Annotated in this window: 30 protein-coding genes; 24 read left to right on the top strand and 6 right to left on the bottom strand. The window is 66.0% G+C overall.

Translation table 11 applies throughout. The features are described 5' to 3' along the window. Window positions 1-34 precede the first annotated feature (34 nt). The 23 genes from FA702_RS01145 to FA702_RS01255 all read left to right on the top strand — a co-directional run bounded on the left by FA702_RS01145 (window position 35) and on the right by FA702_RS01255 (window position 17,721). Entirely contained in the window at window positions 35-1,333 is a 1,299-nt protein-coding gene (locus tag FA702_RS01145; protein ID WP_136954672.1) for a phage major capsid protein, read from the top strand. Between the two features lie 66 nt (window positions 1,334-1,399). Continuing rightward, complete coding sequence (locus FA702_RS22965; RefSeq protein ID WP_210417573.1) at window positions 1,400-1,657, top strand: hypothetical protein; 258 nt, start codon at window positions 1,400-1,402, stop codon at window positions 1,655-1,657. A 3-nt stretch (window positions 1,658-1,660) separates the two neighbouring features. Then, complete coding sequence (locus tag FA702_RS01155) at window positions 1,661-2,209, top strand: hypothetical protein (RefSeq protein ID WP_136954673.1); 549 nt, start codon at window positions 1,661-1,663, stop codon at window positions 2,207-2,209. Then, the gene (locus FA702_RS01160; protein ID WP_136954674.1) at window positions 2,206-2,568 is read left to right on the top strand and encodes a head-tail adaptor protein; all 363 of its coding nucleotides are present in this window, start codon (window positions 2,206-2,208) and stop codon (window positions 2,566-2,568) included. Before FA702_RS01155 ends, FA702_RS01160 begins: the two co-directional genes overlap by 4 nt. Further along, on the top strand, window positions 2,568-3,080 hold the full coding sequence (locus tag FA702_RS01165) for an HK97 gp10 family phage protein (protein ID WP_136954675.1): 513 nt from the start codon (window positions 2,568-2,570) through the stop codon (window positions 3,078-3,080). Before FA702_RS01160 ends, FA702_RS01165 begins: the two co-directional genes overlap by 1 nt. After that, window positions 3,073-3,459, top strand: coding sequence for a DUF3168 domain-containing protein (locus FA702_RS01170; protein WP_136954676.1), 387 nt, complete (start codon window positions 3,073-3,075; stop codon window positions 3,457-3,459). Before FA702_RS01165 ends, FA702_RS01170 begins: the two co-directional genes overlap by 8 nt. A gap of 75 nt (window positions 3,460-3,534) precedes the next feature. Next, on the top strand, window positions 3,535-3,966 hold the full coding sequence (locus FA702_RS01175; RefSeq protein WP_136954677.1) for a phage tail tube protein: 432 nt from the start codon (window positions 3,535-3,537) through the stop codon (window positions 3,964-3,966). Window positions 3,967-3,976: 10 nt separating this feature from the next. Further along, complete coding sequence (locus tag FA702_RS01180) at window positions 3,977-4,405, top strand: GTA-gp10 family protein (RefSeq protein ID WP_136954678.1); 429 nt, start codon at window positions 3,977-3,979, stop codon at window positions 4,403-4,405. 20 nt (window positions 4,406-4,425) lie between these two features. Then, window positions 4,426-4,524, top strand: a complete 99-nt coding sequence (locus FA702_RS23510; RefSeq protein WP_168195967.1) for a phage tail assembly chaperone — start codon at window positions 4,426-4,428, stop codon at window positions 4,522-4,524. Window positions 4,525-4,551: 27 nt separating this feature from the next. After that, window positions 4,552-6,849 (top strand): hypothetical protein, encoded by a 2,298-nt coding sequence (locus tag FA702_RS01190; protein WP_136954679.1) that lies wholly within the window; start codon window positions 4,552-4,554, stop codon window positions 6,847-6,849. Further along, complete coding sequence (locus tag FA702_RS01195) at window positions 6,846-7,433, top strand: hypothetical protein (RefSeq protein ID WP_136954680.1); 588 nt, start codon at window positions 6,846-6,848, stop codon at window positions 7,431-7,433. The genes FA702_RS01190 and FA702_RS01195 overlap by 4 nt, the downstream gene beginning before the upstream one ends. Further along, window positions 7,433-8,080, top strand: coding sequence for a hypothetical protein (locus tag FA702_RS01200; RefSeq protein ID WP_136954681.1), 648 nt, complete (start codon window positions 7,433-7,435; stop codon window positions 8,078-8,080). The genes FA702_RS01195 and FA702_RS01200 overlap by 1 nt, the downstream gene beginning before the upstream one ends. Continuing rightward, window positions 8,077-8,502: a hypothetical protein gene (locus FA702_RS01205; RefSeq protein ID WP_136954682.1), complete on the top strand. Its 426-nt coding sequence runs from the start codon at window positions 8,077-8,079 to the stop codon at window positions 8,500-8,502. The genes FA702_RS01200 and FA702_RS01205 overlap by 4 nt, the downstream gene beginning before the upstream one ends. A gap of 3 nt (window positions 8,503-8,505) precedes the next feature. After that, window positions 8,506-11,340 carry a phage tail protein gene (locus FA702_RS01210; RefSeq protein ID WP_136954683.1) on the top strand — a complete coding sequence of 945 codons (2,835 nt, stop codon included), beginning with the start codon at window positions 8,506-8,508 and terminating at the stop codon, window positions 11,338-11,340. Continuing rightward, complete coding sequence (locus FA702_RS01215; RefSeq protein WP_136954684.1) at window positions 11,337-11,864, top strand: hypothetical protein; 528 nt, start codon at window positions 11,337-11,339, stop codon at window positions 11,862-11,864. Before FA702_RS01210 ends, FA702_RS01215 begins: the two co-directional genes overlap by 4 nt. Next, window positions 11,861-12,136 (top strand): hypothetical protein, encoded by a 276-nt coding sequence (locus FA702_RS01220; protein ID WP_168195968.1) that lies wholly within the window; start codon window positions 11,861-11,863, stop codon window positions 12,134-12,136. Before FA702_RS01215 ends, FA702_RS01220 begins: the two co-directional genes overlap by 4 nt. 13 nt (window positions 12,137-12,149) lie before the next feature. Further along, the gene (locus tag FA702_RS01225) at window positions 12,150-12,395 is read left to right on the top strand and encodes a hypothetical protein (RefSeq protein WP_136954686.1); all 246 of its coding nucleotides are present in this window, start codon (window positions 12,150-12,152) and stop codon (window positions 12,393-12,395) included. 13 nt (window positions 12,396-12,408) lie between these two features. Beyond that, the gene (locus FA702_RS01230; RefSeq protein ID WP_136954687.1) at window positions 12,409-13,011 is read left to right on the top strand and encodes a glycoside hydrolase family 108 protein; all 603 of its coding nucleotides are present in this window, start codon (window positions 12,409-12,411) and stop codon (window positions 13,009-13,011) included. Further along, window positions 13,011-13,595 (top strand): hypothetical protein, encoded by a 585-nt coding sequence (locus tag FA702_RS01235; protein WP_136954688.1) that lies wholly within the window; start codon window positions 13,011-13,013, stop codon window positions 13,593-13,595. Before FA702_RS01230 ends, FA702_RS01235 begins: the two co-directional genes overlap by 1 nt. Window position 13,596: 1 nt before the next feature. Next, window positions 13,597-13,944, top strand: coding sequence for a hypothetical protein (locus FA702_RS01240; RefSeq protein WP_136954689.1), 348 nt, complete (start codon window positions 13,597-13,599; stop codon window positions 13,942-13,944). A gap of 1 nt (window position 13,945) precedes the next feature. After that, complete coding sequence (locus FA702_RS01245; RefSeq protein ID WP_136954690.1) at window positions 13,946-15,313, top strand: hypothetical protein; 1,368 nt, start codon at window positions 13,946-13,948, stop codon at window positions 15,311-15,313. Window positions 15,314-15,567: 254 nt separating this feature from the next. Beyond that, a complete protein-coding gene (locus tag FA702_RS01250; protein WP_136954691.1) occupies window positions 15,568-16,758 on the top strand; it encodes an integrase arm-type DNA-binding domain-containing protein in 1,191 nt (396 codons plus the stop codon). Window positions 16,759-16,902: 144 nt separating this feature from the next. After that, window positions 16,903-17,721, top strand: a complete 819-nt coding sequence (locus FA702_RS01255) for a DNA adenine methylase (protein ID WP_136954692.1) — start codon at window positions 16,903-16,905, stop codon at window positions 17,719-17,721. Between the two features lie 185 nt (window positions 17,722-17,906). Here FA702_RS01255 and FA702_RS01260 read toward each other — a convergent pair whose 3' ends face one another. The 6 genes from FA702_RS01260 to FA702_RS01285 all read right to left on the bottom strand — a co-directional run bounded on the left by FA702_RS01260 (window position 17,907) and on the right by FA702_RS01285 (window position 23,992). Then, window positions 17,907-18,671: a hypothetical protein gene (locus FA702_RS01260; RefSeq protein WP_136954693.1), complete on the bottom strand. Its 765-nt coding sequence runs from the start codon at window positions 18,669-18,671 to the stop codon at window positions 17,907-17,909. Window positions 18,672-18,687: 16 nt separating this feature from the next. Further along, window positions 18,688-19,953 carry an integrase arm-type DNA-binding domain-containing protein gene (locus tag FA702_RS01265; protein WP_136954694.1) on the bottom strand — a complete coding sequence of 422 codons (1,266 nt, stop codon included), beginning with the start codon at window positions 19,951-19,953 and terminating at the stop codon, window positions 18,688-18,690. 396 nt (window positions 19,954-20,349) lie between these two features. Continuing rightward, complete coding sequence (locus FA702_RS01270) at window positions 20,350-20,805, bottom strand: chromate resistance protein ChrB domain-containing protein (RefSeq protein WP_136954695.1); 456 nt, start codon at window positions 20,803-20,805, stop codon at window positions 20,350-20,352. Between the two features lie 5 nt (window positions 20,806-20,810). Further along, the gene (locus FA702_RS01275; RefSeq protein WP_136954696.1) at window positions 20,811-21,545 is read right to left on the bottom strand and encodes a superoxide dismutase; all 735 of its coding nucleotides are present in this window, start codon (window positions 21,543-21,545) and stop codon (window positions 20,811-20,813) included. Window positions 21,546-21,557: 12 nt separating this feature from the next. Then, window positions 21,558-22,889 (bottom strand): chromate efflux transporter, encoded by a 1,332-nt coding sequence (chrA, locus tag FA702_RS01280; RefSeq protein WP_255504660.1) that lies wholly within the window; start codon window positions 22,887-22,889, stop codon window positions 21,558-21,560. Between the two features lie 293 nt (window positions 22,890-23,182). Further along, window positions 23,183-23,992 (bottom strand): sulfite exporter TauE/SafE family protein, encoded by an 810-nt coding sequence (locus FA702_RS01285; protein WP_255504661.1) that lies wholly within the window; start codon window positions 23,990-23,992, stop codon window positions 23,183-23,185. 204 nt (window positions 23,993-24,196) lie between these two features. Between FA702_RS01285 and FA702_RS01290 the strand changes: the two genes are divergently transcribed. After that, a complete protein-coding gene (locus FA702_RS01290) occupies window positions 24,197-25,207 on the top strand; it encodes a toprim domain-containing protein (RefSeq protein ID WP_255504662.1) in 1,011 nt (336 codons plus the stop codon). The last annotated feature ends 2 nt before the right edge of the window (window positions 25,208-25,209 follow it).

The following is a 25,209-nucleotide window of genomic DNA, read 5'->3' on the forward strand; positions in this document are numbered from 1 at the left end:
CGGCGGCGGGCTTTTTCATGCCCAGGAGAGACAGATGGCAAGTCTGACCGAACTGCACGAAAAGCGGGGCAAGCTGGTTACCCAGGCCCGCGACGCGCTCGAAGAGATCACCAAGAACACCGACGAAGCGCGCACCAAGGAGCTCGAAGAGCGCCATGACAAGATCATGACCGAATTCGATGCCCTCGAAAAGTCCATCGCGCGCGAGGAGCGCCAGGCCGAGATCGAGCGTCAGGACCAGGAGCGCCGCGAACGCCAGCGTCCGAACGGCGATGACATCGAGACCCGCGCCGCCGGCGACCACGATGGCGGCGACAAGCCCGGCAAGAGCGCGAAGGAACAGCGCCAGGCCGAATACCGCGACGCCTTCGACGCGTTTCTGCGTTCCGGCGCCGATGTCGGCGCGCTGACCAACGAGCAGCGCACGATCCTGCGCGCCGGCCACGATCCGGAAGTGCGCGTGCAGGTGGCGGGCACGGCGGCATCGGGTGGCTATACCGTTCCGGTCGAGCTGGCGCGCGAGATCGTCAAGACGATGAAGGACTGGGGTCCGATGTACGATGGAAACATCGTGCGCGAGATCGTGACCGGATCGGGCAACGAGTTCGACATCCCGACGAACGACGACACCAGCGGTTCCGCTTCTGCGCTGGCCGAGGGCGCGGACCTGACCGACGACAACAGCGGCGACCTGACGTTCGCACAGAAGCGCCTCGACGCTTATGTCGATGCCACCCCGTGGGTGAAGATCAGCTTCGAGCTGATGCAGGACTCGGTGTTCGATCTCGAATCGTTCCTGGCCGAAGCCCTGGGCGAACGCCTGGGCCGTCGCACCAACGCCCGCCTGACCACCGGCACGGGCGCCAGCCAGCCCAACGGCATCGTTACCGCATCGGCGCTTGGCAAGACGGCCGCCGCCACCGGCGCGATCGCCGCGGACGAGCTGCTCGACCTGCAGCACTCGGTGCGCGCGCCGTACCGCCGCAGCCCGAAGTGCCGCTGGATGTTCGCCGACACCACCCTGCTTGCGCTGCGCAAGCTGAAGGACGGCCAGGGCAACTACCTGTGGCAGATGGGCGACGTGCGCATCAGCGCGCCGTCCATGCTGCTCGACAAGCCCTACAGCATCAACGACGACGTGCCGGCGATCGCCACGGGCAACCGCGCCGTGATCTTCGGCGACTTCAGCCGGTACTGGGTGCGCAAGGTGGGTTCGCCGCTGATCGGCACCGTCCGCGAACGCTTCTGGCCGAAGATCGGCATGGCCGGCCTCGTCCGTTACGACGGCGAGCTGGTCGACGCCGACGCTGTCAAGCACCTCAAGCTGGCCTGATCCAGGCCGGATGAGCGAACGCGGGGCGGGCCGCATCAGCCCGCCCCGCCATTCCGGAGAATCACAATGCTGTTGAAGATGAAGACGTCCCTCGCGGGACCGAACATTTCGTTGCACGCCGGCGATCTGCACGAATTCGCGGACGACGCGGAGGCCCTGCGCTTGATCGAGGCCGGCTTTGCGATCTCGGCCGAGCCCTTTGCGCAGGCAGAACCTGCTGCGCCGGCGGAACCCGCCGCGCCGGAAAAGCCCGTTGCGCCGGAAGAGCCCGCTGCGCCGAAGGAGCCGGCAAAGACGGCAAAGACGGCAAAGACGGCCGGCTGATCCATGTGGAGCAGCCCTGCCATCGTCACAGCGCCGGCGGCCGAGCCACTGACGCTGGCGGCGGTGAAGGAATTCGTCCGCATCGATGCGGACATCGACAGCTTCGACACGGAGCTATCCGCGCTGATCGCCGGCGTGCGCGAGGACGTGGAACGCCTTGCTTCGATCCGCCTGGTCAACCAGACGGTGAAGCTGGCGGCCGCATCGTTCGCGGATCTGCTGCACCTGCCGATCGGCCCGGTGCGGAGCGTCGACGCGATCACATACACCGCGCTCGATGGCACCGAAGCTACCGTCGATGCCGCCGCCTACGTGCTGTTCGGTGCGGATCTCGAGCAGGGCGTCCGCCCGGCAACCGGAGTGACCTGGCCCAAGCCCGCAAACCTGCCGGACGCGATCGAGATCCAGCTGCAGGTCGGTTACGGTGCGGACGGAACGGCTGTGCCGCCGGCGGTGCGCGTGGCGATGCTCCGCGCCATCCGCGCGCGGTTCGATGACCGGCCCTTCGATCTGGAGCCGGCCCTGGCAAACCATCGGATCTGGTTGGCATGACGGCAGGCGCACCGCGGCCGACCGCGCGATACCGCGAGCGGCTGGCGATCCAGCAACGCAACCTGGTCGACAACGGCCGGGGCGGGCGCAAGCGCCCCGACGGCGACGATCGCGACTGGATCGATGTCGCCGGCAATGTCGCGGCTGAGGTGCTGCCTCTTCGCGGCGACGAGGCGCTGCAAAACGCCGTGATACGCGCGGTGCAGATCTACCGCGTGACGATCCGGGCGCGCAGCGGCCTGACGCCGGATCTGCGCCTGTTCTGGCGCGGCCAGGCGATGAACATAAAGACCATCGCCTGGAGCGACGATCGGCGCGAGATCGTGATGACCTGCGCGACGGGCGAGGCGGCAGCCTGATGGCGCGGGGCTTTCGTGGCATTGGCAAGGTGCGCCGCATGATGCGTGATCTGCCGGAGAACTTCCGCCGGCAGATGGTTTCGGTCCTGAACAGCGGCGGCCGCGCCCTGCAATCGTCGATGCGGGCCAAGGCGCCACGGCGCACGGGCGCCACGCGCGAGGGCATTACCTACAAGGTCTCGGAGCGGACCATGAAGCTGCGCGTCGGCCTGCTGGGAACACGCGCCGGACGGTCGAAGCTGTTCTATGCGCGGATCCAGGACCTGGGCCGGAAGGCGCAGGTGGCCAAGCGGCGCTACGTCGTGGCTGTTCCGCGCAATGGCTATCGCCGTTACGCGGGCAAGCGGACGCGGGACCTGGGGCGGAAATACCACCCGGTCAACGTGCGGGCGATGGCCGGCAAGCACTTCGTGACCGGCAGCTTCCCGGTGCTGCGCCAATACATTGGCACCGCCGTGCGCGGCATCTGGTCCCGCGCGCTGCGATCGATCGCGAGTGGCGGCAATGACTGACGCCAAGTCCATAACCGAGCTGGTCGCGTTCCAGCAGCTGGACGCTGCGGTCACCGGCGCGACCGTTTATCAGGATGCGCCGGAGGGCGCGATGCTGCCGATCGTGGTGGTCGGCGATATGAAAAGCACGCCGATCGGCGGGAAGGGCGATCGCGATCGCCGCATCTCGCTGCTGATCCAGGCCGAGGTGAGCGCGGAAGAGCGCGCGCCGTTGCTGGCGCTGCAGAAACAGATCGAGGACACGCTGGACGGCCTGACGATCGAACAGGATGGCTGGACGCTGGCGTTTACGTTCGAGGATGACGACGCGCAGCTGGGCGAGGACGGCGGCACCTACATCGGCACGTCCGCCTTCGCGGTCCTTGCCCTGCAAGACTGACCCACACCCCACTCCGGGCCGCCCTGGCCCCAATCGCACCCCGCTTCGGCGGGGTTTTTTCGTTGGAGACCGCTGATGGCCAAGAAGCTTGGCAACGACTACCGCCTGTGGATCGAAAGTGCCACGCCCGGGACCTATAACGAGATCAAGGGCCAGACCTCGATGAAGGTCAGCCGCAAGGCCGGCGAAATCGATACGTCGACGAAGGACGACTATCCCTATGGCACCCAGGCGCCGGGCCTCAAGACGCTGACGATCGACGTCGAGCTCTATCCGAACCTGCCCGACGCCAACGGCTACACGCTGTTCGAAACCGCCGCCCAGGGCAGCAGCCCGAAGAAATTTCAGATCCGCAAGGGCGGGTCGGCCGGCGCAGCGGGCGACGTGGTGTTCGAGGCATCGATGTACATCGGCAGCTTCGACACCGACTACGGCAAGAACGACGTGGTGAAGTGCAATTCGCAGCTCTCGCTGGCCGCCGCACCGACCACGGACGCGCTGGCGTAAGGATCGCACCATGGCCGAAGCGGAAAACACCGCCCGCCCCGCCAGCGAAGAGCGGGGTGAAGTCTCGCTCGTGCTCGATGGTGCCACGATGGCGCTGCGCCCTTCGTATGAGGCGATCTTCGCCTTCGAGGCTTCGACAGACAAGGGGCTGCTAGAGCTCGCCCGCGCCGCTCTCGAGGGCAAGATGCGCCTTGCCGACCTGTCGCAGGTGGTCACCGAATGCATCCGTGCATGGGGCCGCGCAACCCAGCAGCCCAGCATCGCCGCCTCGAACGCCGTCCGAATCGGGCAGCTGATCGTCGAGGCCGAAGGCGGCATGGCCCGTGTGCTGGGGATCGTGTCGGGCATGCTCAGCATGGCCGTGACGGGGAACTTCACTGCCTCGGGGGAAGTGAAGGCGGGGACGACGACGACGAGCGAAGTCCCCGCCGAAAGCTGAGCAGCTTCGCGATCGCCGCGTTGGGGTGGCAGCCAGACCAGTTCTGGCGCGCCACCCCGCATGAATTCTGGACCGCTGTCGAAGGGTACGAGCGCCTCAACCGCGCCGCGCAACCCTGACGCCTGCCGCCTTGCCGGGAGACCACTATGGCCGATCGGGAAACTTCCAGCCTGTTCCTGGAAGTGGACGCGCCAACTGAAGCGATGCGCCAGCAGCTGGCGATCGGCGAAGGTGCACTCGTAGCGTTCGACCGGAAGGCGGCCAAGGTTGCTGAATCGGTTGGGCGGCAGATCGCCAAGATGGGCGATCAGTCGTTCGGCCCGTTTCAGAGTAGCGCGGCCGCTGCAGCGCAGAAGGTCGAGAACGAATTCGCGTCGAGCTTCAGCCGTATCCAGGCGCTGGCGTCGAAATCAACCGCCAACGCAGGTGGTGGACTGTCAGTCGGAGCATCGGATGCGCGGGCCGCAGCCGAAGCTGCCCGGCAACAGGCGGCAAATGCCCGCGCGATCGAAGATGCGGTCAACCGTGCCGCGCTCGCGCAGGGAAGGTTGACTTCGGCCTACGGCTTCGACCTGCAGGCCGCGCGCACAGCCACGATCGCGGCCGAGAAGCGCGCTCAGGCGCTAGCGCTGGAAGCGGCCCAGCTCGAGGCGCTTGAAATCGAATTGCGGCAGGCCGGCGCAGCGGAGCAGGTCTTTGCCGCCGGTGGGCGGGGGATTGTCGTTTCGGCGGGCCAGCAGAAGGCCGCCATGCAGCAGATCTCGTACAATCTCTCCGACCTCGGCGTTCAGCTGGGAGCAGCTGCGGGCAGTACCGAAACGGCCAAACTGGCGTTCATAGCGTTCACTCAACAGGGCACGCAGATGATCCAGGCCATTGCCCTGCTCAAGGGTGAGGCTAGCGGGTTCATCGGATTCCTGGGCAGTGCGTGGGGTGCCGCGTTGATCGCGGCCATTACCATCGTTGGAAACCTCGCGCTGGCGCACCGCGACGCCGCCACAGCCGAGGGCAAGCACACCGATGCTGCAGAAGAACTCCGCAAGGCAATCGACGATCTCCATGAGGCCTCCGTCCGTGAGGCGCGTTCGACCCAAGCGAGCATCCAAGCCGATATCGACAAGGCAAATTCTCTGCGCCAACGCGCGCAGGAAGCCCGCAAAGCGGCCATCGCAGAGCTTCAACTCGCTCAGACGCGGGCTGCTGCTGCCAAGGTTGGCGCCCAATCCGGCGAACCCGGCAGCGAAGGCAACAGCCTTGTTCTTCCGTTCCTCGATCGCACCGTCACGGACCTGCAGGGGCAGATCAAAAGCCTCACCGCCCAGATTTCGGCCAGCGATGAAACGATCAGGCTGAAGCGCGGCGCGCAGATCCGGCAATCCGTCATCGAGCAAACCGATGCCGTGTCCGCTGCGAACGGCCGATACGAACGGACGTTGGATGATCTCAATGCGCGTCTTCAGCGAAATGCCATTTCTGAAGCGGCTTATCGCACCGAAGTGCTCAGGGCCTCGCAGGCCCGTGACGCAGCAACAGAGGCTGCCCGAAAAAGCGGCGGCGCTGGCGGCGGTCGCGGCAAGTCTGAAGCAACGCTTGCGCGCGAAGCGGAGAAGGCTCGGCTCGACGCGATCCTCAAGGAGTTCAAGGATCCGGTCCGTGATGCGTCGGCCGCTTTTGCGGAGGCACGGGGCAAGGCGATCGAGCAATCGACGCAGCAGGAATACGACGCGCAGCTGCTGCTCATCGAACGCATCCGTACCGAAGATGCGCAGGCGCGGCAGAGGGTGATCGATGAAGCCTACCGTCTTGAAGAGCGGAAGGTCGATTTCCTGACCAACCTGTTCGAGGACGGGATGCGCGGCGGTGTTTCCGCCATCTGGGGTGATTTCGAGCAGATCGGCACACGCGTAATTTCGCGGGTGCTGGCACAGTTCGTGGCGGCTCAAGTATCGGGGAAGGGCGGCGGCTTCAGCTTCGGCAGCGCATTTGGCTCGGCGATTACGGCCGTGCTCGGTTTTTCGCGTGGTGGGCGCATCGCTGGGTTTGCTGGCGGCGGCCGGATGATTTCCGGCCCGGGCACAGGAACATCTGACAGTATCCTCGCCTTGGTAGGCGGGCGAGAACCGATCGCGGTCTCGAACGGTGAATCGATCAACACTGCCGCTGCCACCCGGAATTACTGGCCGCTGATCGAAGCCATGAACGCAGGGCAACTGCCGCGCTTTGCCGCCGGCGGCCTGGTATCGCCGCGTCTGCCGGTCGTTCGCGCCGGGCCTGCGGCCAGCGGGGGCGACGGCGCCGGCGGCGTGACCATCCAGATCAATGCGCCCGGCGCGACGGCCGAGACGGTGGCGATGATCCGGCGCGAGCTGGCCAATGCACTTCCGGTGATCGTGCAGACCGCGACGGCCAACACCACGCGCCAGCTGAACCGGAGGAGCCTGTGACGATCGTATCGCCGCCGGCGGCCATCCCCATCCGGTCGATCAAGTGGACGCTGAAGCAGCCGCACCAGGTGAACCGGTCCGGGTGGACCGGGCGCCGGCAAGTTTCCACGTTGCCCGGCGGATCGTGGTGGAGCTGCTCGGCCGAATTGCGGCCGATGATTGGCATGGCCGCCGCTCAGCCCTGGATCGGGTTTTTCAACGGCCTGAAGGGGCAGGTGAACCTGTTCCCGGTGATCGCCGTCGAAGCGGCCCAGCACGGCGGCGCCAATCCGACCGTGGTGCTGGGCGCGGCCGGCGCCCGAACGCTGACGCTGTCCGCCACGCCGCCGGCATTGCCGCAGGGCGCGATGATGACGGTAAAGCTGGTGGACGGCACGTACCAGCTGGTTGTGCTGACCGCGCCGATCGCGGGCACCACCGCATCGTTCGCGCCGGCCCTGCGGGCTGACGCAACGACCGGAGCGGGCAGCGTGGAGACGATCCTGCCATTCGCCCACGTGGCGCTGACCGAGGACAGTTTCACCCACTCGGTCGATCCCGGGCAGAAGTACACCCTGGCGTTCCAGGCGGAGGAGGCATTCTGATGGCCTTGCCCGACGCCCTTGCCGGCGCGCAGCTCGCCGGCGGATACTTCGATGTCGCATGGCTGGCGTGGCTGGATTTCGACGGCGATCCCGTGCGCGTGACAACGGCGGGGCGGACGCTAATCCTTGCTGGCACCGGAGACGCCGAGCTCGACGGCACGTTTGATGCGGTGGATCCGTCGCTGGTTGGCGTGACCGAGGTTCACAATAAGGAAGGCGGCGCGGAAACGCTGAGTTTCACGCTTTCCGGCATCGTCGGCCCCGATACAGACCTGCTGAACGTGCTGGGCAACGCGGCGCTGTGGCGCGGGCGCACGGCGCGGCTGTGGGCGGCCGTCTACGACGCAGCCGGCGTGCAGCAGGGCGCGATCTGGCCGTTTTACACGGGGCGGATGTCCGCCCTGCAGATCGTGGGCGAACCCAGCGGCCAGACGGTGAAGCTGGATGTCGAAACCTACCTCGCCAGCCTGACCAAGGCATCGGGGCGCACGTACCTGGACCAGGCGCAGTTCGACAACGACGACAACACGGCGGCGCTGACGATCGGCATTGCCAATGGATCGACCAAGGGCGTCGCGGGCGCGTCCAGCGTGCGCGGGGCTGGTGTGAGCGAGCGGGCCAGCACGCTGCGGGAGTTGTACCTGTGAGCGCGCTGGTGCGGCACGGTGGCTGGGAACAGGCGCTGGCGGACTACCTGCTGGCCAACCGTGATGCCGTGTTCGCGTGGGGGCGGATCGATTGCGTGCTGTTCTGTGCCGGGGCGATCGGCGCAATGACGGGCATCGATCCCGCCGCCGGCATGCGGGGCCGGTACGCAACGCCGATCGGCGCGCGCCGCGTGATGACGCGGATGGGCTGGAAAGACGTGCCGGCGATCGCCGCCGCGCATTTCGTGGAGATCGGCCCCGCGAGCGCAAGCCGCGGGGACGTGGTGTTCGATGGCCGAAGCCTGGGCGTGTGCATCGGTCGGGTTGCCTGCTTCGTCGGCGAGGAGGACGGCATGCCCGGCCTTGTCCAGCTATCTCTCTCTCAGTGGACCCGCGCCTGGCGCGTTCCGTTCTCGATCTAAACCGTGGGCAAGGTTGTAAAAATCGTCGCCGCCGTCGTCGGCGTGGCGGCGCTTGTCATACCCGGCGTGGGCGCGGCGATCGGCGGCACCATCTTCGGCACGCTGGCTGGCGCCGGCGTTGCGGTCGGCACCGCCGCGACGATCGCCAACGTCGCCCTGGTTTCCCTGATCGGCATTGGCGTTTCCGGTGCTCTGCAGACGGTCGCCGGCGTGCTGGGGCTGGGACCGAAACCCGCCAAGACAAGCGCCGCGACGACGGACAGGCTGACGGCGACGCTGAACCCGCGCGAGTACCGCAAGAGCTGGGTAGGGCACACCGCCGGCAACTGCGACGTGCGCTATCAGGAATACACGGGCGGCAACCAAGAATACCTCAATTCGATCATCGTCGCGGCGAGCCATGCCGTGCAGTCGATCGACGAGATCTGGTTTGACGACACCATGGCCTGGTCGGCCACGGGCGGCGTTGCCAGCAAGTATGCCGGCTACCTGTGGGTGACCACGCGGACCGAGGGCACGGCGGGCAACGCCTTCACGATCACGGGATCGACCAGCTGGGTCTCGTCCGAATCGCGCTTCGCGGGCTGCGCCTATCTGTGGCTGCGCTACAAGCTGACCGGGAATACCAGCAACGCTGAAAGCCCGTTTTCCAGCAGCGTGCCGAGCCGGATCACGATCCGGGGGCGTGGTGCGAAGCTCTACGATCCGCGCCAGGACAGCACGGTCGGCGGCAGCGGTGCGCAGCGGGCCAATGATCAGGCGACCTGGGGTTGGGTTTCCGACGACGTCGGCCGCAATCCGGCGCTGCAGCTCCTGTGGTTCCTGCTGGGCTGGCGCATCCAGAACCCGTTGACGGGCGCTTGGAAGCTCGCCGTGGGCATCGGCCTGCCGGCATCGCGCATCGACGTCCCGTCGTTCATCGCGGCAGCGAACCTCTGCGACGAAGCGGTAGCCCTGGCCGTGGGTGGCACCGAACCGCGCTACCGCGCCGACGGGGTATGGTCCGAGGGCGACGATCCCTCGACCGTGTTCGGAAACCTGCTGGCCAGCATGAATGGCGTGCTGCGCGATGCGGGCGGCAAGCTCTCGCTCGATATCCTGCACAACGACCTGGGCACGCCGATCGTCGATTTGGGACCGGCGGATCTGGTGGACGCTTTCACCTGGCTGCAATCGCCACCGATCGACCAGAGCTTCACGACCGTGCGCGGCAAGTACGTCGATGCCAGCAACGCCGGTTTGTACCAGCTGGTCGATTACCCCGACGTGTCGATCGACAGCATGGACGGGATCGAGCGATCGAGCACGTTCGATCTTTCGATGGTGCAGAGCGCCAGCCAGGCGCAGCGCCTGGCCAAGACCTATCTACAGCGGGCGCAGTATCCCGGCACGTTCTCCGCCGATTTCCTGGCGTCAGCGTGGCGGTGCCAGGTGGGCAGCGTGGTGCGGCTGACATTCCCGGCGCTGGCGTTCGAGAACAAGCTGTTCCGCGTGATCGAGCATACGATCCGGCAGGATGGCACGTGCCCGATGGTGCTACGCGAGGAAGCCGGGGCGATCTATTCCTGGGATGCGGACGAGCGGCCGGCCGTGGTCGCCGCGCCGGCGATCACCTATGATCCGCTGAACGATCCGATCGTGGTGGGTATCGGCTATGTCCAGGCATCTGCCGACGAAGCCTATGGCGCCGCACATGACGCGATTACCAAAGTCGCCGGTCTGGCCAACGACGGTATCATCTCGATCAACGAGAAGATCACCAAGCTGATCCCCGAATCCGCGCGGCTTGCGGACAAGTGGGCGTCGCTTTCGGCCACGGCGGCCAGCCTTTCGGTCAGCTCGAGCGCCGCGGCATCGGCGCGGGCCTCATGGCTGGGCATGCTGGCCGCGCTGGCACCTGCCTGGAACGACATCACGCAGGACTCACCCGTGGTGCGCGCAACCTATGACGGCGCGCGCGATGCCTATGGCGCGGCGCTCTATGATCTGGCGCAGGCGATCGACGCCAAGGCGGCAACGCTGGCGCAGTGGGCCGGCATAGGCGGATGGGGCAAGCCGCAGGACAATGCGACCCGCAACGTCGTCACTTACGCCACAAGCGACCCGGGTGGCGTCGACGGCGATTTGTGGGTCGACATTTCGGGCACGTATGCGGTGTTCAAGCTGCGGTTGGGCGGCACATGGGTTGTCGGTGCAAACGCGCTCAATGCCTATAACGCCTTGAGCGGAAAGCCGATTGCCCTTGCCGATATCAACACCACCGAAAGCAGCAAGCTCGCTGGGATCGCCGCCGGCGCGACGGTAGGCGCGCCGGCCGGCACGAACGTCGGCGGGACGGCGGCAACGACCGTCGAAAGCGGGGCCAACGCCGCCAATGCCGGCGTGAATTCCGACGGCACGATCAAGACGGACAAGGTATCGACGGCATCGGTTCAGACCAATGCCGTGACCGCGCTGGGCTATGTCTTCTCCGCCGGCGTGGGTGGGGGCGTTTCGAGCGATGGCTATCCATCGTGGTCAGACGTGCAGTCGCTGACGGTTTCGGCCATCGGCGTCGCGCTGCAGGTCGGCTTCGCGGTCAACGCGATCTATGCGGGCGATGCCGGCTATATCCCCACGGTTGACATCCGGCTGCTGCGGAACGGCAGCGAGATATTCTCCGGACCGGCGCTCTACCCGTCCGATTATTCAGCCGATTACCGATACTTCGAGGTCATCGACACGCCGAGTGCGGGAACCGCGATCTACAAGGTGCAGGCGCGCGCCTATCATACACACACCGATGTCGGTGCCGCTTTTACCAACCGCCTGTTGAAAGCTGTGGAGCTGAAAAAGTGACCGACTATTTCCTGATTTACCGGGCCGACACTGGCGCGTTGGAAGGCAGGGGCGCTGTTCCCGATGGCGGTGCCGCGCTCCAGCAGCCACCGCAGGGGTGCGCGATCCTGACAGTGCCTGTGGCGCTCTGGCAGCTGGACACTCAAGATCTGTTGCCCGCGCTGATCGCGCACATGTGCGCAGCGATCGACCAGCAGGCGGAGGCGACGCGCGGGGAGTTCATCACCAGTGGTTCCGGACAGGCGATGACCTATCTCCGCAAGGAGGCCGAGGCCGCCGCCTATCTTGCGGACAATTCTGCCGTGGTGCCGTTTCTGACGGCCGAGGCATTGGCAACCGGAGTGACGGTGGCGGCGCTCGCTGCCGTGGTGGCGGCGCGCGCTGCGCAATGGGCCGCGATCGGTCCAAGGATCGAGGCGGCCCGGATGGCGGCGAAACAAGCCGTGGCGGCGGCTGCGAACATTGCAGCTGCGGTTAGCGCAGCGCACGTCGATTGGGCAACTGTCGTCCAGGATGCCGCGTGATGGGCCGGCTTAAGATCGGGCTGGCCGCCCTGGCGACGGCGGCCGATATCTTCTTTGACACGCTGCTGGTGCTGCCCTTCTACTGGCTGGGGCTGGCCCCTCCGCCCAGCGGGCGGCAACTGATCAGCAGCCTTGTGGGGCAGTGCGCCGCCGCTGGACAGCGCTGGGCGATCCTGGCTGCGCGTATGATCGATCGCGTGGCGATCGCGCTGGGGGATGATCCCAACCACTGCGAGCGAGCCTTCCGCAAGTACGAATTCCTCGACGACTGAGAAGGGCACTACCATGCGCGACCTGCTGCATGCCGCGTTCGACGGCCTTTCGGACAACCTCAAGGCCACCGTCGACACGGTATCCGTCCTCTCGCTGGTCGGCGCCCTGGTGCAGATCCTGCCCGCCATCGCATCGCTGCTGACGGTGATCTGGACGGCGCTGCGCATCTACGAGACCACCACCGTACAGCGCTGGCTGCATGGGCCGGATGCGGCGGCCAGCGACGATGTCGCCGGCGAGGGCCGGCACGACCCCTAGAAGGAACACCATCATGGCGATCGATGCGAAACGCGCCAGCGGGTTGACCGCTGGCGTGATGGCGGTGCTTGCGCTGTTGCTTGGGGTGGAAGGTGGGTACGTCAACCACCCGAGCGATCCCGGCGGCGAAACCAACCACGGCGTGACGAAGGCGGTTGCGCGCGAGGCGGGCTATACCGGCCCGATGCGCGATCTGCCACAGGAGCGCGCGGCGCAGATCCTGGCCGATCGCTACATCATGGGACCGGGCTTCGGCCCGCTGATCGAGATCGCGCGGCCCGTGGCGATCGAGGCGATCGACGCCGGCGTCAATACCGGGCCGGCGCAGCCTTCGCGCTGGTTCCAGCTGGCGCTCAACAGCCTGAATCGCGGCGGCCGCGACTACGCCGATATCGCCGTCGACGGCAAAGTGGGAGCCGGCACAATCGCCGCCTATCGGCAGCTGCAGCGCGCGCGGGGAACGGCGGAAGCCTGCCGCCTGACGGTGAAGCTGCTCGATGCGCAGCAGGCCGTCTACTACCTGACGCTGACGCGCCAGGACGGGAAGTTCGAGGACTTCATGCCGGGCTGGATCATCAACCGCGTGGGCAACGTCAACCTGGCGGAGTGCCGCTGATGTGGGCCGCGCTGACCGGCAACCTCTGGCGCGCCGGCGCGATCGCGCTGGTCGGGATCTGCCTGGGCCTGCTGGTGCAGATCCACGGCGCGCCCGTGCTGGGCGGGGGGCTGATCGCGGAGCGTGACGCGGCGATCGCCGCGACCGCGACCGCGCGGCGCGAGCGCGATGCCGAACGCGCCGCGCACCAGGCGACGAAAGACCATTACCAGGAGGCGCAGGCGCAGGCTGCGCGCGACGAAACGCTTCGCCTGGCGCGCGTGAAGGGCGAACAGGAAAGGATCTCCACCGATGTGGCGGAAAACTATGCTCGGCGCCTTGCCGATTATCGCGCTCGCTATGAGCAGCTGCGCCAGCAAGCCGCGGCCGCCGCTGGAACCGCTGGCGGTGCGGCCGGAGGCGAGCCAGTGCCCGGCGTTCGCGATGCCGCGCCCGGAGCTGATGCGCCGGCCTGCGCGGACGGACTTTCTCTCGACCAGCGATGGGACGCCACCCAGCAAGCCCTCCAGCTCGATGAACTGATCTCGTGGATCGAGCGCCAGGCCCGCGTGCCGGCGAACGACCCCGCACCCAAGGAGAACTGATATGGCCGACTTCCTGACAACCGTCCTGAGCGGCATCACAAAGCGTTTCCGCGATATGGGCGACACGTCGTTTGCGGAAGTGGTCTCGCTGCCGGCTGCCGCGGCGGCACCCCTAGCCGCCAACACGGCGTTCGACGCTCGCGCCTTTGGCGCGGTGGAAGTGCAGTACGATGGCGCGGGAACCGTTACCGTCCTGCGATCGAAGGACGGGGTCACGTATTACCCTTGGCAATTCCTTGCGCTGGACGGGACTCCCGTAACCTCGATCACCAGCGCCGGCATCTACTCGGTGCGGGGCTCGGGATGGCTGAAGTTTTCGGCCACGGTCCTCGTGGACGGGAGCAACTGATATGGCGGTAGATCCTCTCGCTCAATTGTTGGCCTCGCGCGGCGCGCAGCGGGCAAACATTGCCGCCGCTGGCATCGGTTTTCGCGACAACTGGCTGGCATCGGTCAAGCGCAAGCTGGCGGCCGGGCAGAGCGCAACGATCCTGGTGTGGGGCGACAGCACCACGCGCAACAGCGTGCCCGCCGACGGCACGCCGCGCCGCTATCCCGCGCAATGGGCGGACAGCCTGATCGCGTCCGGCCGCCTGCCGGCGACGCACGGCGTGCGCATCTATGTCTATGACAGCCTGACCACCCAGAAATACGTGCTCGCCGAAACGCCGCGCGATCCCGGCAACGGGCTGTGGCTCGACATCTATCAGGCCAGCGTCTCCGGCTCGATCCCGCGTTATTTCATGCACGCCTACTTCCTTCGTGCGCTGGCGGCGGTGCCGGCGGATGCCCTGTTCATCGGGCACGGCATTAACCTGGCCAGCTTCCCCAATATCGCCGGCGAGATGCTGGCCGCGATTGAGCAGTTCCGCACGGTCAACCCGACGGCACCGATCCTGTGGACCACGCAGCATCCGCTCCAGGCCAACACCAATGGGGAGACGAGCTGGCGCCCGGCGCTGCTGAACAATGCGGCGGCGTGGGGCATCGCGGTGGATGATACCGTCTATCAGGCCTACCTTGCCGCCGGGAAGCCGAACAGCCTCTACAACGGCGACGGCATCCATGAGAGCACCGGCACCGGCTGCGCGCTCTATGTCGATATGCTCAACAAGTGGTGGGATGCCAGTTCGCCAGGTGTCGGCATTGCCCGCCAGCCCTCGCTGCTGCTGCCGGCGGATCAGCAACTGATCATCAATGGCGACTTCCAGACGTGGACCAACACGGCCGCCGCGCCTGACGGATGGACGGCGGGCGGCGCTGGTGGAATTGCGATCAGCAAGGACACGACGAACTACGCCAACCCGCGCAAGCCGTTTAGCTGCAAGATGATCGGCAGCGGTACGGCTGAAAGCTACATCGAACAGCAAGTGCCCGCTGCCCTGCGCAACTACCTGCTGGGTCGTTGGGTGACCGGTTGCGCGCGTGTGTGGCGTGACACGGGTGGTAGCAGCAATTTTCTAGGCAGGCTTTGCCTTGTGGTCACAGCCGCGTCGATCGGTGGAACGAAAAACGTCAAGATCGCCGATGCGAACATCACGCAGACCAATGGCTTTGGCTGGACCGTGCTGGAACCATATCAAATCCCCGACGACGCTACGATCGTGCGCCTGCGCATGTTCGCAGATAGCAGCACCGCACCCGATGCGACGAAGGCGTGTTACGTCGATCAGATGAGTCTGGTGCCCGGCGTGATGCCGAGGCCGTACAGCGTTTGATTTGGGGGTATCGCTGGGGGTAAAGACGCGCCACACCCGCGCCTTTTCGCGCGGAAAACGGCCGATTTCGCCTTGGCGCGCGGCGGAGGGATTATCCGCCGCGTTCCGAACAAGGAAAGGGCGGCCTGATTGGCCGCCCTTTCGGACCATGACGGTGCGTCGAGGCCTGCGCTGCACAGCCAAGGTAACCATCGCCCGCGCGTGAGACAAGCATTCGGGTCAGTTTGCTGAATTGCGCAAGTTAGGAATAGCTCATGCTCACCATCGCCGCGGTGAAAGCCGCCGGCGCGCAGGCGCGCGCCTACAAGCTGTTCGATGGCGGTGGACTGTTCCTGCATGTGGCACCGACCGGCGGGAAATCGTGGCGGCTGAAGTACCGCTTCGGCGGCCGGGAGAAGCTGCTCACCGTCGGCCGGTTCCCCGAGGTCTCGCTGCCCGAGGCGCGTGCGCGCCGCGAGGAGGCGAAGGCGGTGCTGCGCGATGGGCGCGATCCAGCTCATGCCGGCGCCGCGCCGGAGACGTTCGAGCAGCTCGCGCGCGCCTGGCACGCGCACCAGGTGCCGCGCTGGTCGACCACGCATGCGGCCGACGTGCTGGCCAGCCTGGAGCGCGACGTCTTCCCCGCGATCGGCAAGCGGCCGATCGGCGAGATCGGCGCGGCCGAGCTGCTCCACGCGATCGGTTCGGTCGAGCGGCGCGGCCGGCGCGAAACGGCGCGCCGGATCCGGCAGCGTTGCAGCGCGATCTTCGGTTACGCGATATCGCAGGGGCTGGCATCGCAGGACCCTGCGGCGATGCTCGGCCGGGCGATGATGGCGCCCGCGCTGGCGCAGCCGCACGCCGCGTTGACGTCGATCGATGCATGCCGGGCGCTGATCGATGCATGCAATCGCGTTGCCGGTGCATCATCGGCCGCCGCGCTTGCATCGCGGTTCCTGGCGCTGACCGCCGTGCGCCTCGATGCAGTGCGCGGCATGCGCTGGGACGAGCTCGAGGATCTTGACGGCGTTGCGCCGCTGTGGCGCGTGCCGCCGGCCCGTATGAAGCTCGCCCGGGCGAAAAAGGAATCGGACCGCTTCGCGCACCTGGTGCCGCTGTCGGCGCCGGCGGTGGCCGTGCTGCGCGCCGCGGCCGAGATCGGGTATGATACCCATTCTTCGGGTGGACTAGTTTTTCCGAGCGCGCGGCGAACTAGTCCATTGGGCGAGGGCGCCCTGCGCCAGCTCTATGCCCGCGCGGGCTTTGCCGGCCGGCACGTGCCCCATGGCTGGCGGGCCAGCTTCAGCACCATCCTGAACGAACTGCACCCCGAGGACCGCGCCGCGATCGATGCGGCGCTGGGGCACGCGGGCAAGGGCAAGGTCGAGGCCGCGTACAACCGCGCGCAGCTGCTCGAACAACGCCGGCGTCTGTTCGATCGCTGGGGCGCGTTGCTGACAGCCTGATTTCACGAATTCCCTGCCGCGAGGCGGGGGCACCGGGCTGCAACCCGGAAAACCGACGAGTGTGAGCCTCGCCACGACACAGCTGGCCAACTGGCCGCCCCGCACCCGCGCAACGGGCAGGGGCCTCGTGGACCACCAATCCCTATGAAATCGTTAACCCTGAGTTCCGTCCGCCCTGTCTCCCCCGCCGCTGGCTACCAGGGCGGCAAGCGCAACCTGGCGCGGCGCATCTGCGCGATGATCGACCAGACTCCGCACGAATCCTATGCCGAGCCATTCGTGGGCATGGGCGGCATTTTCCTGCGTCGATCGATGCGGCCGCGGGCCGAGATCATCAACGATATCTCCGGCGACGTCGCCACGTTCTTCCGCGTCGTCCAGGAGCACTACCCCTATTTCATCGATATGATGCGGTTCCGCGTGGCGAGCCGCGCGGAATTCGAGCGCCTGCTCGCCCTGCCACCCGATCGGCTGACGGACCTGCAGCGCGCGGCCCGGTTCCTGTATGTCCAGCGGCTGGCATTTGGCGGGAAGGTGAAGGGCAGGGGGTTCGGCGTCGATCCGCGCGCGCCGGCGCGTTTCAATGTCGCCAAGCTCGAGCCGATGCTGGCGGACATTCACGACCGGCTGGCCGGCGTGGTCATCGAGCAGTTGCCATTCGACCGTTTCCTGGAGCGCTACGATCGGCCGGGCATGCTGTTCTATGTGGACCCGCCATACTACGGCTGCGAGACGGATTACGGCGCGGACGTGTTCCACCGCGCGGACTTCGATCGACTGGCCGCGCAGCTCGCCGCCGGCCGGGCCAAGTTCATTCTATCGATCAACGACCATCCGGCGATCCGCGAGCGCTTCGGCCGGTTCCAGATCCGGCCCGTCGAAACGACCTGGGCGATCGGCACCAGCGAAACCCGCGCGGGCAAGGTGACCGAGCTGATCGTTTCCAACTTCCCGCTGCCCTGACCGCTGGCGCGACGGCGGGTGCGGAATGGCACGGTCCGTGCTCTTCCCCCTGGGAAGCCCGGGGCGGCGCATGCCGCCCCGTACACCAGTGCGACCTGGTGTGCCGCCTCTGGCGGGTGGTGCCTCTGTTCGGGCGTTACGGGATCGAGCTACGCCGGCCGAAGGCCGTCCTTTCACGTCATCTATCAGATGACCCCGGTCTCTCCACTCGTCGAAGATTCGCGCTCGCGTGAGTCGCGGGCATCGATCAGTTCGCCGATGCGCTTGAGCGTTTCGCCTCGCAGGCGATCGCCCGTCCAGATGGCGTCCACGAAGTCGGCCGGGTCCAGCGCGTCGAGCATTTCGCGCCATTGGGCCTTCTGCTGTTCGCGCGCCCAGCTGGCGTCGTCGGGCGCCGGCCCCTTGCCGATCAGGCGACGCACCATGTCCTCGACCGGCTTGGGCAGGAACAACGCATAGGCGTTGGTGATCTGCTCGACCTGGGGACCGGCCTCACCCTTGTTTTCGAGCGGGCGCGACCGTCGGACCCAATGCAGGAAGCCGGCCGCGCGGAGGCGGCGCAGCGCGCTATGAACGGCCTGGTAGGAATGCCCGACCATTTCCGCGAGCGTGGCGATCGCCGGCTCGAGGCGGCCGGTCCTGAAATCAACGATGTTGTACAGCGCCTCCAGAACCGCGACGCCGATATGGCCAAGGATGCCGTTGCGGCACCCCGGTTGCGACTTCTGCCGTTCGCGCCTGGTCCGGGCCTCGAGCGCGCGGGCGCTCTTGACCACGGCCCCGATCCTTCGTCGCGCGCCCCTTCGACTGCCATCGCCGATCGGCCGCCATATGCGATCCTCGATCGTCCCTTCGGTGTAGCTGTTGCGCCAGACAGCTTCGCCGCTGCGCGGGCTGTCTCCGCGTCCCTGCCGGCCGGCAAGGACATCGCCAATCGCCCGCGCCGTCATGCGCGGCCTCCGGCTTTCAGCGGCGCGGGCCATCCAGCAGGGTTTCCGGCGGCGCAAAGCCCTGCACCAGCAGGTCGGCCCATTCCTGCGCAATCTGGCGGCGGCGCCCCATGTATGCAGCGCGGTTGTAGCGGGATTCGACGCCGGCGGGCTTGTGCGCCAGCATGAGGTCGATGACGGCGCGATCGCCGGGGCGGTCCTGATCGAGCGCGCGCTGGTTCATGATGGTCGAGAAGCTGGCGCGCCATCCGTGCGGAACATGCCGGCCACCGAATCCCGGCACCCGGCGATAGTTCGTCGACAAGGCGTTCTCGCTGAACGGCCGGCGCGGATGACGCGCGGACGGAAACAGGTAAGTGCGTCCGGCTGCGTACGCCGCCGCGACGCGAACCACGTCGACCGCCTGTCGCGAGAGCGGGATGGTGAACTCGAAGGCTTCCTGCGACGCTTCGTCGAGCAGCAGCTTCATCTTGTCCGCCGGCACACGCCAGATCGGGTCCGCCGTATCGAGCCCCTCGAATTCGCGCAGCTCCGAGAAACGGATCATGCCCGGGCGCGCGGCGGTCAGTGCCAGCAACCGCGAAGCCAGCTTCGTCGTAGGATCGGCCGGCTGTTCCTCCATCGTCCGAAGAAACACCTGCGCCTCGTCCAGCTTGAGCAGCGCGGGAAACATGCGCTTGCCGATCGGGCGCAACGCCTGCGACAGCTTGGCCGCCGGATCCGCCGCGACCAGATCCACCGCGATCGCCATGCCGTAGATGCTCGAAACGCGGGCACGTATCCGGTGCGCCGTCTCGATCGCGCCGCGCTGCTGAATCGCCAGCAGCAGCTGCAGGATCTCTGAGCCCCGGATCTCGCCGATGTCGCGGCGCCCTAGCGTCGGAAAAATTTCGTTCTCGAGGCTGCTGATCACGTCCTGCGCGTGCTTCGGTTTCCAGCCCGGGCAATGCTGGCCATGCCACAGCCGGGCGATCGCCTCGAACGTGCGGGCCTCGTCGATCCCCCAGCGCCGGCGCGCCATGACCGCCTTTCGCTGTTCCCCGGGATCGGTCCCCTCGCGCAGCAGCCTGCGCGCTTCGTCGCGCCGATCGCGTGCCGCGCGCAGCGACGTCTCCGGATAGGCGCCGATCGTGAGCAGCTTTTCCTTGCCGCCGAACCGGTATTTCAGGCGCCAGCTCTTGAAGCCCTTCGCCGTCACGAGCAGGAACAACCCACCGCCATCGAACAGCTTCTGAGGCTTGTCGGCCGCGCGCGCATTGCGGCAGGCCTGATCGGTCAGCATGCGATACCCCCGCCGGCAGGTCCGCTACCCCCGCGCATACCCCACTTTGCGGCGGGAACTGCTGGGAACAACGGAGAGCGATGGGGACGGGCGTAAGGAGGAAGTAGCTGGAAAGTAAAGCTTTCCGGGAACACCTGCGCCCTGCTGGGAATGAGAATTGGCTCCCCTTAATGGATACGTTTCGAACTTTCTATCTCTTTCCGACCTCCAAAACCATGCGTTTGATCGTGCGCTACCGTTCCCTTCGTAGTGATGTCGGGTAATGCCCCGTTCTGAAATTCTCGGTTGAAGCGGATCATCGCTGGGAGATGCTCGACTACTTCGTTTGTCTGGACAAGGCAGCAGCCATTTCACTGGCGGAAATTCGTTAACTGGCTGCCATATAGACAGGCGTGTCTACGCCATCGCAGGCGGCCAGTTGTGCGTCTCGCCCTGACAGGACTGGCACCAGGCGTAGAGCGCGTCATAAACGACAAGACCGTGGCGCAGCATCTCGTGATCGTCGGAGTAGCGGGCTGACAAGCCGAGCGAGATGGCGAACAGCCCGGCTGACTGCGGGGCAAGGTCGAGCCGGGACGTATCGGCCCCGCGCACGATGACTGCCAGTTGCCTTAGCGCGGGACTGTCGAGCGCATATTTGGCGAGAAACGCATCGAAGCTGCATAGCTCGCCAACGTGACTGAACTCGACATCCGGGATATCGTATGGCGTTGCTCCTTCCTTGCTAGCGACAGCAAGAACCTCGTTGGCTGGCACATAAAGAAATTCAGGCTCGGCATCGACGAAGCGCAGGATCAGCCAGGGACAGGCAATGCGGTCGATCTTCGGGCGTTCGCGGGTGACCCATTTCATGGCGGTTATCCTCTCGCGCTCGCAACGGCACGGTAACGGCCATCGATGACTTCCCAATCGAGATTGCGCATGAACGCATCGACATATTTCGCGGCCGCGGCGCCGTAGTCCATGTGAAAGGCATGCTCGTACATGTCGAGGACGAGCAGCGGCGTCCCGGTGGCGGGACCGTTGGTGTGATCCCAGCACCAGTAGTTGTGCAGCGACGTCGTATGATGGTTCCAGGCGAGAATGCACCAACCCGAGCCCCCAGATAGTGCCATCGCGGTGCGGCGGAACTCGGCCTCCCAGGCCTCGAACGAACCATGCGACGTGGCGAGCGCTTGACGGATGCTGCCCGCTGCCTGGCCATTGCCACCCAGCGCATCGAAATACAGCTCGTGCAGCACGACCGATCCGGTGCGATGCAGTTCCTCGCGCTTGAGACCGCCATAGGCGACCGGCGGGAAGTCCTTGTCGGCCATGGCGGCGGCGAGCCGTCCCTCGATCATGTTGAGCGCGCGGACCGAGCCCTGATAGTTATTTTCCCAGTGCGAGCGGATCAGCCGCTCCGATAGCCCATCCAGCTTTGCTGGATCGAAACGCAACGGCTTGGGTTGGTGCTGGCTGGCGAAGGCCGGAACTGCTGCGGATGTCGCTGCGGTCTGCGCCTCACCGGCTGTGGCGGAATTGGCGATGGCAAGTCCGGCCGCTCCGGCGGCAAGGCTTCCAATCGCAGTACGGCGTGACACTTCGCTCATAGCTACTTCCTTTCAGGCAAACCGGCCAAGCATCAGTCCGCCGATGGCGGCTATTCCAAGCACCTTGATGACATTCCATTTGAAGCGGAAGACGAGCGCCGCGGACAATGCCGCGAGCAGTCCGGCGCGCCAGTCGAAGCTCGTCCAGTCCGGGCTGTAGAGGCGCAAAGGGCCTGTCTCAACCTCGCCGACGCGGGCGAACAGGACGTGGATGAGGAACCAGACCGTCAGGTTGGCGATCACGCCCACAACGGCGGCGGTCAATGCTGCGAGACCGCCCTTCAGGCGTTTCGCGTTCTCCATCCGCTCTATCCAGGGAGCGAAGGTGAAGATCCAGAGGAAGCAGGGGGCGAACGTCACCCACGTCGTCAGTGCCGCGCCGAGCAGACCAGCGACAAGCGGGCTGAATGGTTCCGGCGCCCGGAAGGCAGCGAGATAGCCGACGAACTGCGTTACCATGATAAGCGGCCCCGGGGTGGTCTCGGCAAGTCCGAGACCGTCAGCCATTTCACCGGGTGAGAGCCAGCCATAACCCTGCACGGCCTGCTGGGCCATATAAGCCAGTACGGCATAGGCTCCGCCAAAGGTGACCACGGCGAGCTGCGAGAAAAAGCTGCCGATCTCCCACAGCACATGGCCGCGCCCAAGCGTCACGAGGATAACTGCCATCGGTGCCGCCCAGATGGCGGCCCAGACGATGATTGTCCTTAGGGTCTGACCCCAGGGACGAGGGCCGGAAACGGGAGTTGCGCCGCCGGGTTTTATTCCCAACCATTCGGGTTTTGACGCAGCAACCAGCATGCCGATCGCGCCCGCGCCGAGCACGACGAGTGGGAAGGGCAGGTTGAGGAAGAAGAGCGCGGCGAAAGCGACCACGGCCAGCGCCTTCTTGAAGGCGGTATTGAGCGCACGGCCCGCTATGCGCAGCAGCGCCTGCACCACGATTGCCAGGACGGCCGCCTTGATTCCCAGGAACAATGCCGCAAACCAGTCGAGGTTGGCCGCAAACGCATAGAGCATCGATAGTCCGAGCATCACCAGAGCACCGGGGATGACGAACAATAGCCCTGCGGCAAGCCCGCCGCGCAGACCGTGCAGTTTCCAGCCGATCCAGGTGGCGAGCTGCTGGGCCTCGGGACCGGGCAACAGGTGGCAGAAGTTCAGCGCGTGGAGATATTGATCCTCGCTAACCCATTGGCGCTCATCCACCAGTTCGCGGTGCATGAGCGCGATCTGACCGGCCGGCCCCCCGAAGCTGAGAAAACCGATACGTGTGAATACCCGTAACAGTTCGCCAAAATCCGGGCGATCGGTCGAAACAGTCGATTCGGCAAATTTGGTCACTCTTCCCCATGCCTTTCCATCCGCTCGGCCGCGGACAAACAAGGCAACACTTGGGCGGTGACGCCTGACCGGGAGGTTGCTTCGCCCCGGCATCGCCAATGTAGACCGGGCATGCCCAAACCGCAACGCCAGTTGGTGCTCACACGCTGGGCCTGCCGAATGAACCCAACCCGATCCACAAGCAGCCCCATTGCCGTTGAATGCGGGATTGCCTCAAATCTGGATCCCGTCCTGTCGCGCGGCGCGAACCGGTCGTCGATGTCGGCGCGTGAGCGTGGCCCGGAGGCCGCGGGTTACGTGTGCCGCCAGACCTTGACGGCTGAGATTACGAGGATTGCGGCCAGCGCCGGTAGCAGGACAGATCCCGGAACGATCCCCAGCAGCAGTCCGCCGACAAGGGTTCCGCAGATCGAGCCGAGCGCCATCACCAGAAGGAACGTCCGGTTGCGGCCGAGCACGGCGAAGCTCTGGTCGCGGCTATAGCGCGTGAAGCCGACCAGCATGGTCGGCAGGCTCACCGCGAGCGACAGGCTGCCGGCCAGCTTTATATCGGTGCCGAACAGCAGCACGAGTGTCGGGATCAGCAGCTCGCCGCCCGCCACGCCCAGCAGCGACGCGACAATACCGATGGCAAGCCCTGCGACAATACCGGCGACAAGCTGAGCGGTCCCGGCCAATGGCGGCTGGCCCGCGCTGGAGCCGTGGCAGAAGAGCAGCACCGCCGCGATGGCCACCAGCAGCACGGCAATGACCTTGTAGAGGGTCTCGGACTTCGCCCGCACTGCCCATCCGGCGCCGAACCAGGCACCAATGAGACTGCCGGTGAGCAAGTTGAGGATTATCGGCCAGTGCGCGGCGACAGCTTCGAATGGGACCGACTTGGTGCGGAAAATGAGGGCGGTGGCGACCACGATCAGGCTCATGGCCTTGTTGAGGATGACAGCCTCAAGCGGTGCGAACCGGAAGGTGCCGATCAGGAGTGGCAACCGAAACTCCGCGCCGCCCAGACCGATAAGACCGCCGAGAGAGCCGATTACCGCGCCGCCGCCAAATGCCATCGGCAGGTTACGGGCGGGCGCTGCATTGGCGGTATCCTGCATCATGGCGCCGTGGTTACACCGACGCCGAGGTGGGTGCAGCTACTTTAAGGTCGGCGCCGAGAACGAGCGGGTCGATGAAGCCGAGCGCGATACCAACAAGACTGGCAAGTACAAGAGCAGAACGAAGCGCCAAATTCTGGCTTCATGTCATGAACGAACTCAAGACCCGAAGTGTGGAGGATAACGAGCAGCCGAGCAGCCGAGCAGTTGGCGACTCCGGTCGCTTCCCTTTTCAAAAAGCTGACTCAGGAAGTGAGGGATGGGAGAGGGAAGGTGCCTTTCGGAGCCTTTATGTCTGCCACATCCCGCTTTCGCCAGAGCCGTGACCTGGAGTCCCAGGCGGTTGATCTCGTCAGGCATCTTGGCGGGATTTGGTCGCCAGATGGCGCGATGTGCCGGTGCCCGGCCCATGATGACCGTACACCCAGCCTGTCGGTTCGCGTCGGCGAGAAGGCGCTACTCTTCAAATGCTTCGCGGGCTGCGACACTATCGATGTAATCCGTGCAATCAGGCGCCTCGACAAGGATATTCCGCTGAGCGCCGGGCGAGATGGTTCGCAATCCGTTTCAGCGCTCAGCCCCGCATGGCTGCGGCAACGGGCGCTGGACCTATGGGACGATGGACGTCCGCTGGCAGGAACGCCCGCCGATCATTACCTCCAGCGCCGCGCCATCACCCTGTTGCCGCCAGCTTTGCGATATCACCCGCGCACGCCGTTGGGCCGAGGAAAGCTGGCCGTATTCAGGCCGGCCATGATCGCGGCACTCCATGAGCGGCGACACGTGGTCGCGCTCCAGCGGACATTCCTGGACCCCAACGAACCGCTCCGCGCCCGCGATCTCACCAACCCGCGCCGCATGCTGGGGTATCCCGGCGGCGGCGCGGTCATGCTCGCACCGGCAACCGACACACTGGGCTTAGCTGAAGGCATCGAAACCGCCCTCTCGGCCATTCTCCTGCTCGACATCCCGGTCTGGGCGACGCTTGGCAACGAACGCCTCGCTCATATCGCCATTCCCGACAGCGTCACCCGTCTGATCCTGCTGCCCGACAATGATCGCGGCGGGCGGATCGGCGCGGCCAAGGCCATGAATGCTTATGCGATGCCGGGCCGGACGATCGAGGTTGTCTGGCCGCCCCAGGGCTTCAACGACTGGAATGATGTCCTGCGAGCGGAAGGAAAGGGGGTGGGGAGCTGGTTGCGGCAAGCGGCCTGAAT

Source organism: Novosphingobium sp. EMRT-2, assembly GCF_005145025.1.
In the GTDB taxonomy this organism is placed as follows: Bacteria; Pseudomonadota; Alphaproteobacteria; order Sphingomonadales; family Sphingomonadaceae; genus Novosphingobium.

Bases quoted from the DNA above. Each gene is read 5' to 3' on its own strand.
- FA702_RS01145 (WP_136954672.1), top strand. From the start codon at position 35: ATGGCAAGTCTGACCGAACTGCACGAAAAGCGGGGCAAGCTGGTTACC.
- FA702_RS22965 (WP_210417573.1), top strand. From the start codon at position 1,400: ATGCTGTTGAAGATGAAGACGTCCCTCGCGGGACCGAACATTTCGTTG.
- FA702_RS01155 (WP_136954673.1), top strand. From the start codon at position 1,661: ATGTGGAGCAGCCCTGCCATCGTCACAGCGCCGGCGGCCGAGCCACTG.
- FA702_RS01160 (WP_136954674.1), top strand. From the start codon at position 2,206: ATGACGGCAGGCGCACCGCGGCCGACCGCGCGATACCGCGAGCGGCTG.
- FA702_RS01165 (WP_136954675.1), top strand. From the start codon at position 2,568: ATGGCGCGGGGCTTTCGTGGCATTGGCAAGGTGCGCCGCATGATGCGT.
- FA702_RS01170 (WP_136954676.1), top strand. From the start codon at position 3,073: ATGACTGACGCCAAGTCCATAACCGAGCTGGTCGCGTTCCAGCAGCTG.
- FA702_RS01175 (WP_136954677.1), top strand. From the start codon at position 3,535: ATGGCCAAGAAGCTTGGCAACGACTACCGCCTGTGGATCGAAAGTGCC.
- FA702_RS01180 (WP_136954678.1), top strand. From the start codon at position 3,977: ATGGCCGAAGCGGAAAACACCGCCCGCCCCGCCAGCGAAGAGCGGGGT.
- FA702_RS01190 (WP_136954679.1), top strand. From the start codon at position 4,552: ATGGCCGATCGGGAAACTTCCAGCCTGTTCCTGGAAGTGGACGCGCCA.
- FA702_RS01200 (WP_136954681.1), top strand. From the start codon at position 7,433: ATGGCCTTGCCCGACGCCCTTGCCGGCGCGCAGCTCGCCGGCGGATAC.
- FA702_RS01225 (WP_136954686.1), top strand. From the start codon at position 12,150: ATGCGCGACCTGCTGCATGCCGCGTTCGACGGCCTTTCGGACAACCTC.
- FA702_RS01230 (WP_136954687.1), top strand. From the start codon at position 12,409: ATGGCGATCGATGCGAAACGCGCCAGCGGGTTGACCGCTGGCGTGATG.
- FA702_RS01235 (WP_136954688.1), top strand. From the start codon at position 13,011: ATGTGGGCCGCGCTGACCGGCAACCTCTGGCGCGCCGGCGCGATCGCG.
- FA702_RS01240 (WP_136954689.1), top strand. From the start codon at position 13,597: ATGGCCGACTTCCTGACAACCGTCCTGAGCGGCATCACAAAGCGTTTC.
- FA702_RS01245 (WP_136954690.1), top strand. From the start codon at position 13,946: ATGGCGGTAGATCCTCTCGCTCAATTGTTGGCCTCGCGCGGCGCGCAG.
- FA702_RS01250 (WP_136954691.1), top strand. From the start codon at position 15,568: ATGCTCACCATCGCCGCGGTGAAAGCCGCCGGCGCGCAGGCGCGCGCC.
- FA702_RS01255 (WP_136954692.1), top strand. From the start codon at position 16,903: ATGAAATCGTTAACCCTGAGTTCCGTCCGCCCTGTCTCCCCCGCCGCT.
- FA702_RS01260 (WP_136954693.1), bottom strand. From the start codon at position 18,671: ATGACGGCGCGGGCGATTGGCGATGTCCTTGCCGGCCGGCAGGGACGC.
- FA702_RS01265 (WP_136954694.1), bottom strand. From the start codon at position 19,953: ATGCTGACCGATCAGGCCTGCCGCAATGCGCGCGCGGCCGACAAGCCT.
- FA702_RS01270 (WP_136954695.1), bottom strand. From the start codon at position 20,805: ATGAAATGGGTCACCCGCGAACGCCCGAAGATCGACCGCATTGCCTGT.
- FA702_RS01275 (WP_136954696.1), bottom strand. From the start codon at position 21,545: ATGAGCGAAGTGTCACGCCGTACTGCGATTGGAAGCCTTGCCGCCGGA.
- FA702_RS01285 (WP_255504661.1), bottom strand. From the start codon at position 23,992: ATGATGCAGGATACCGCCAATGCAGCGCCCGCCCGTAACCTGCCGATG.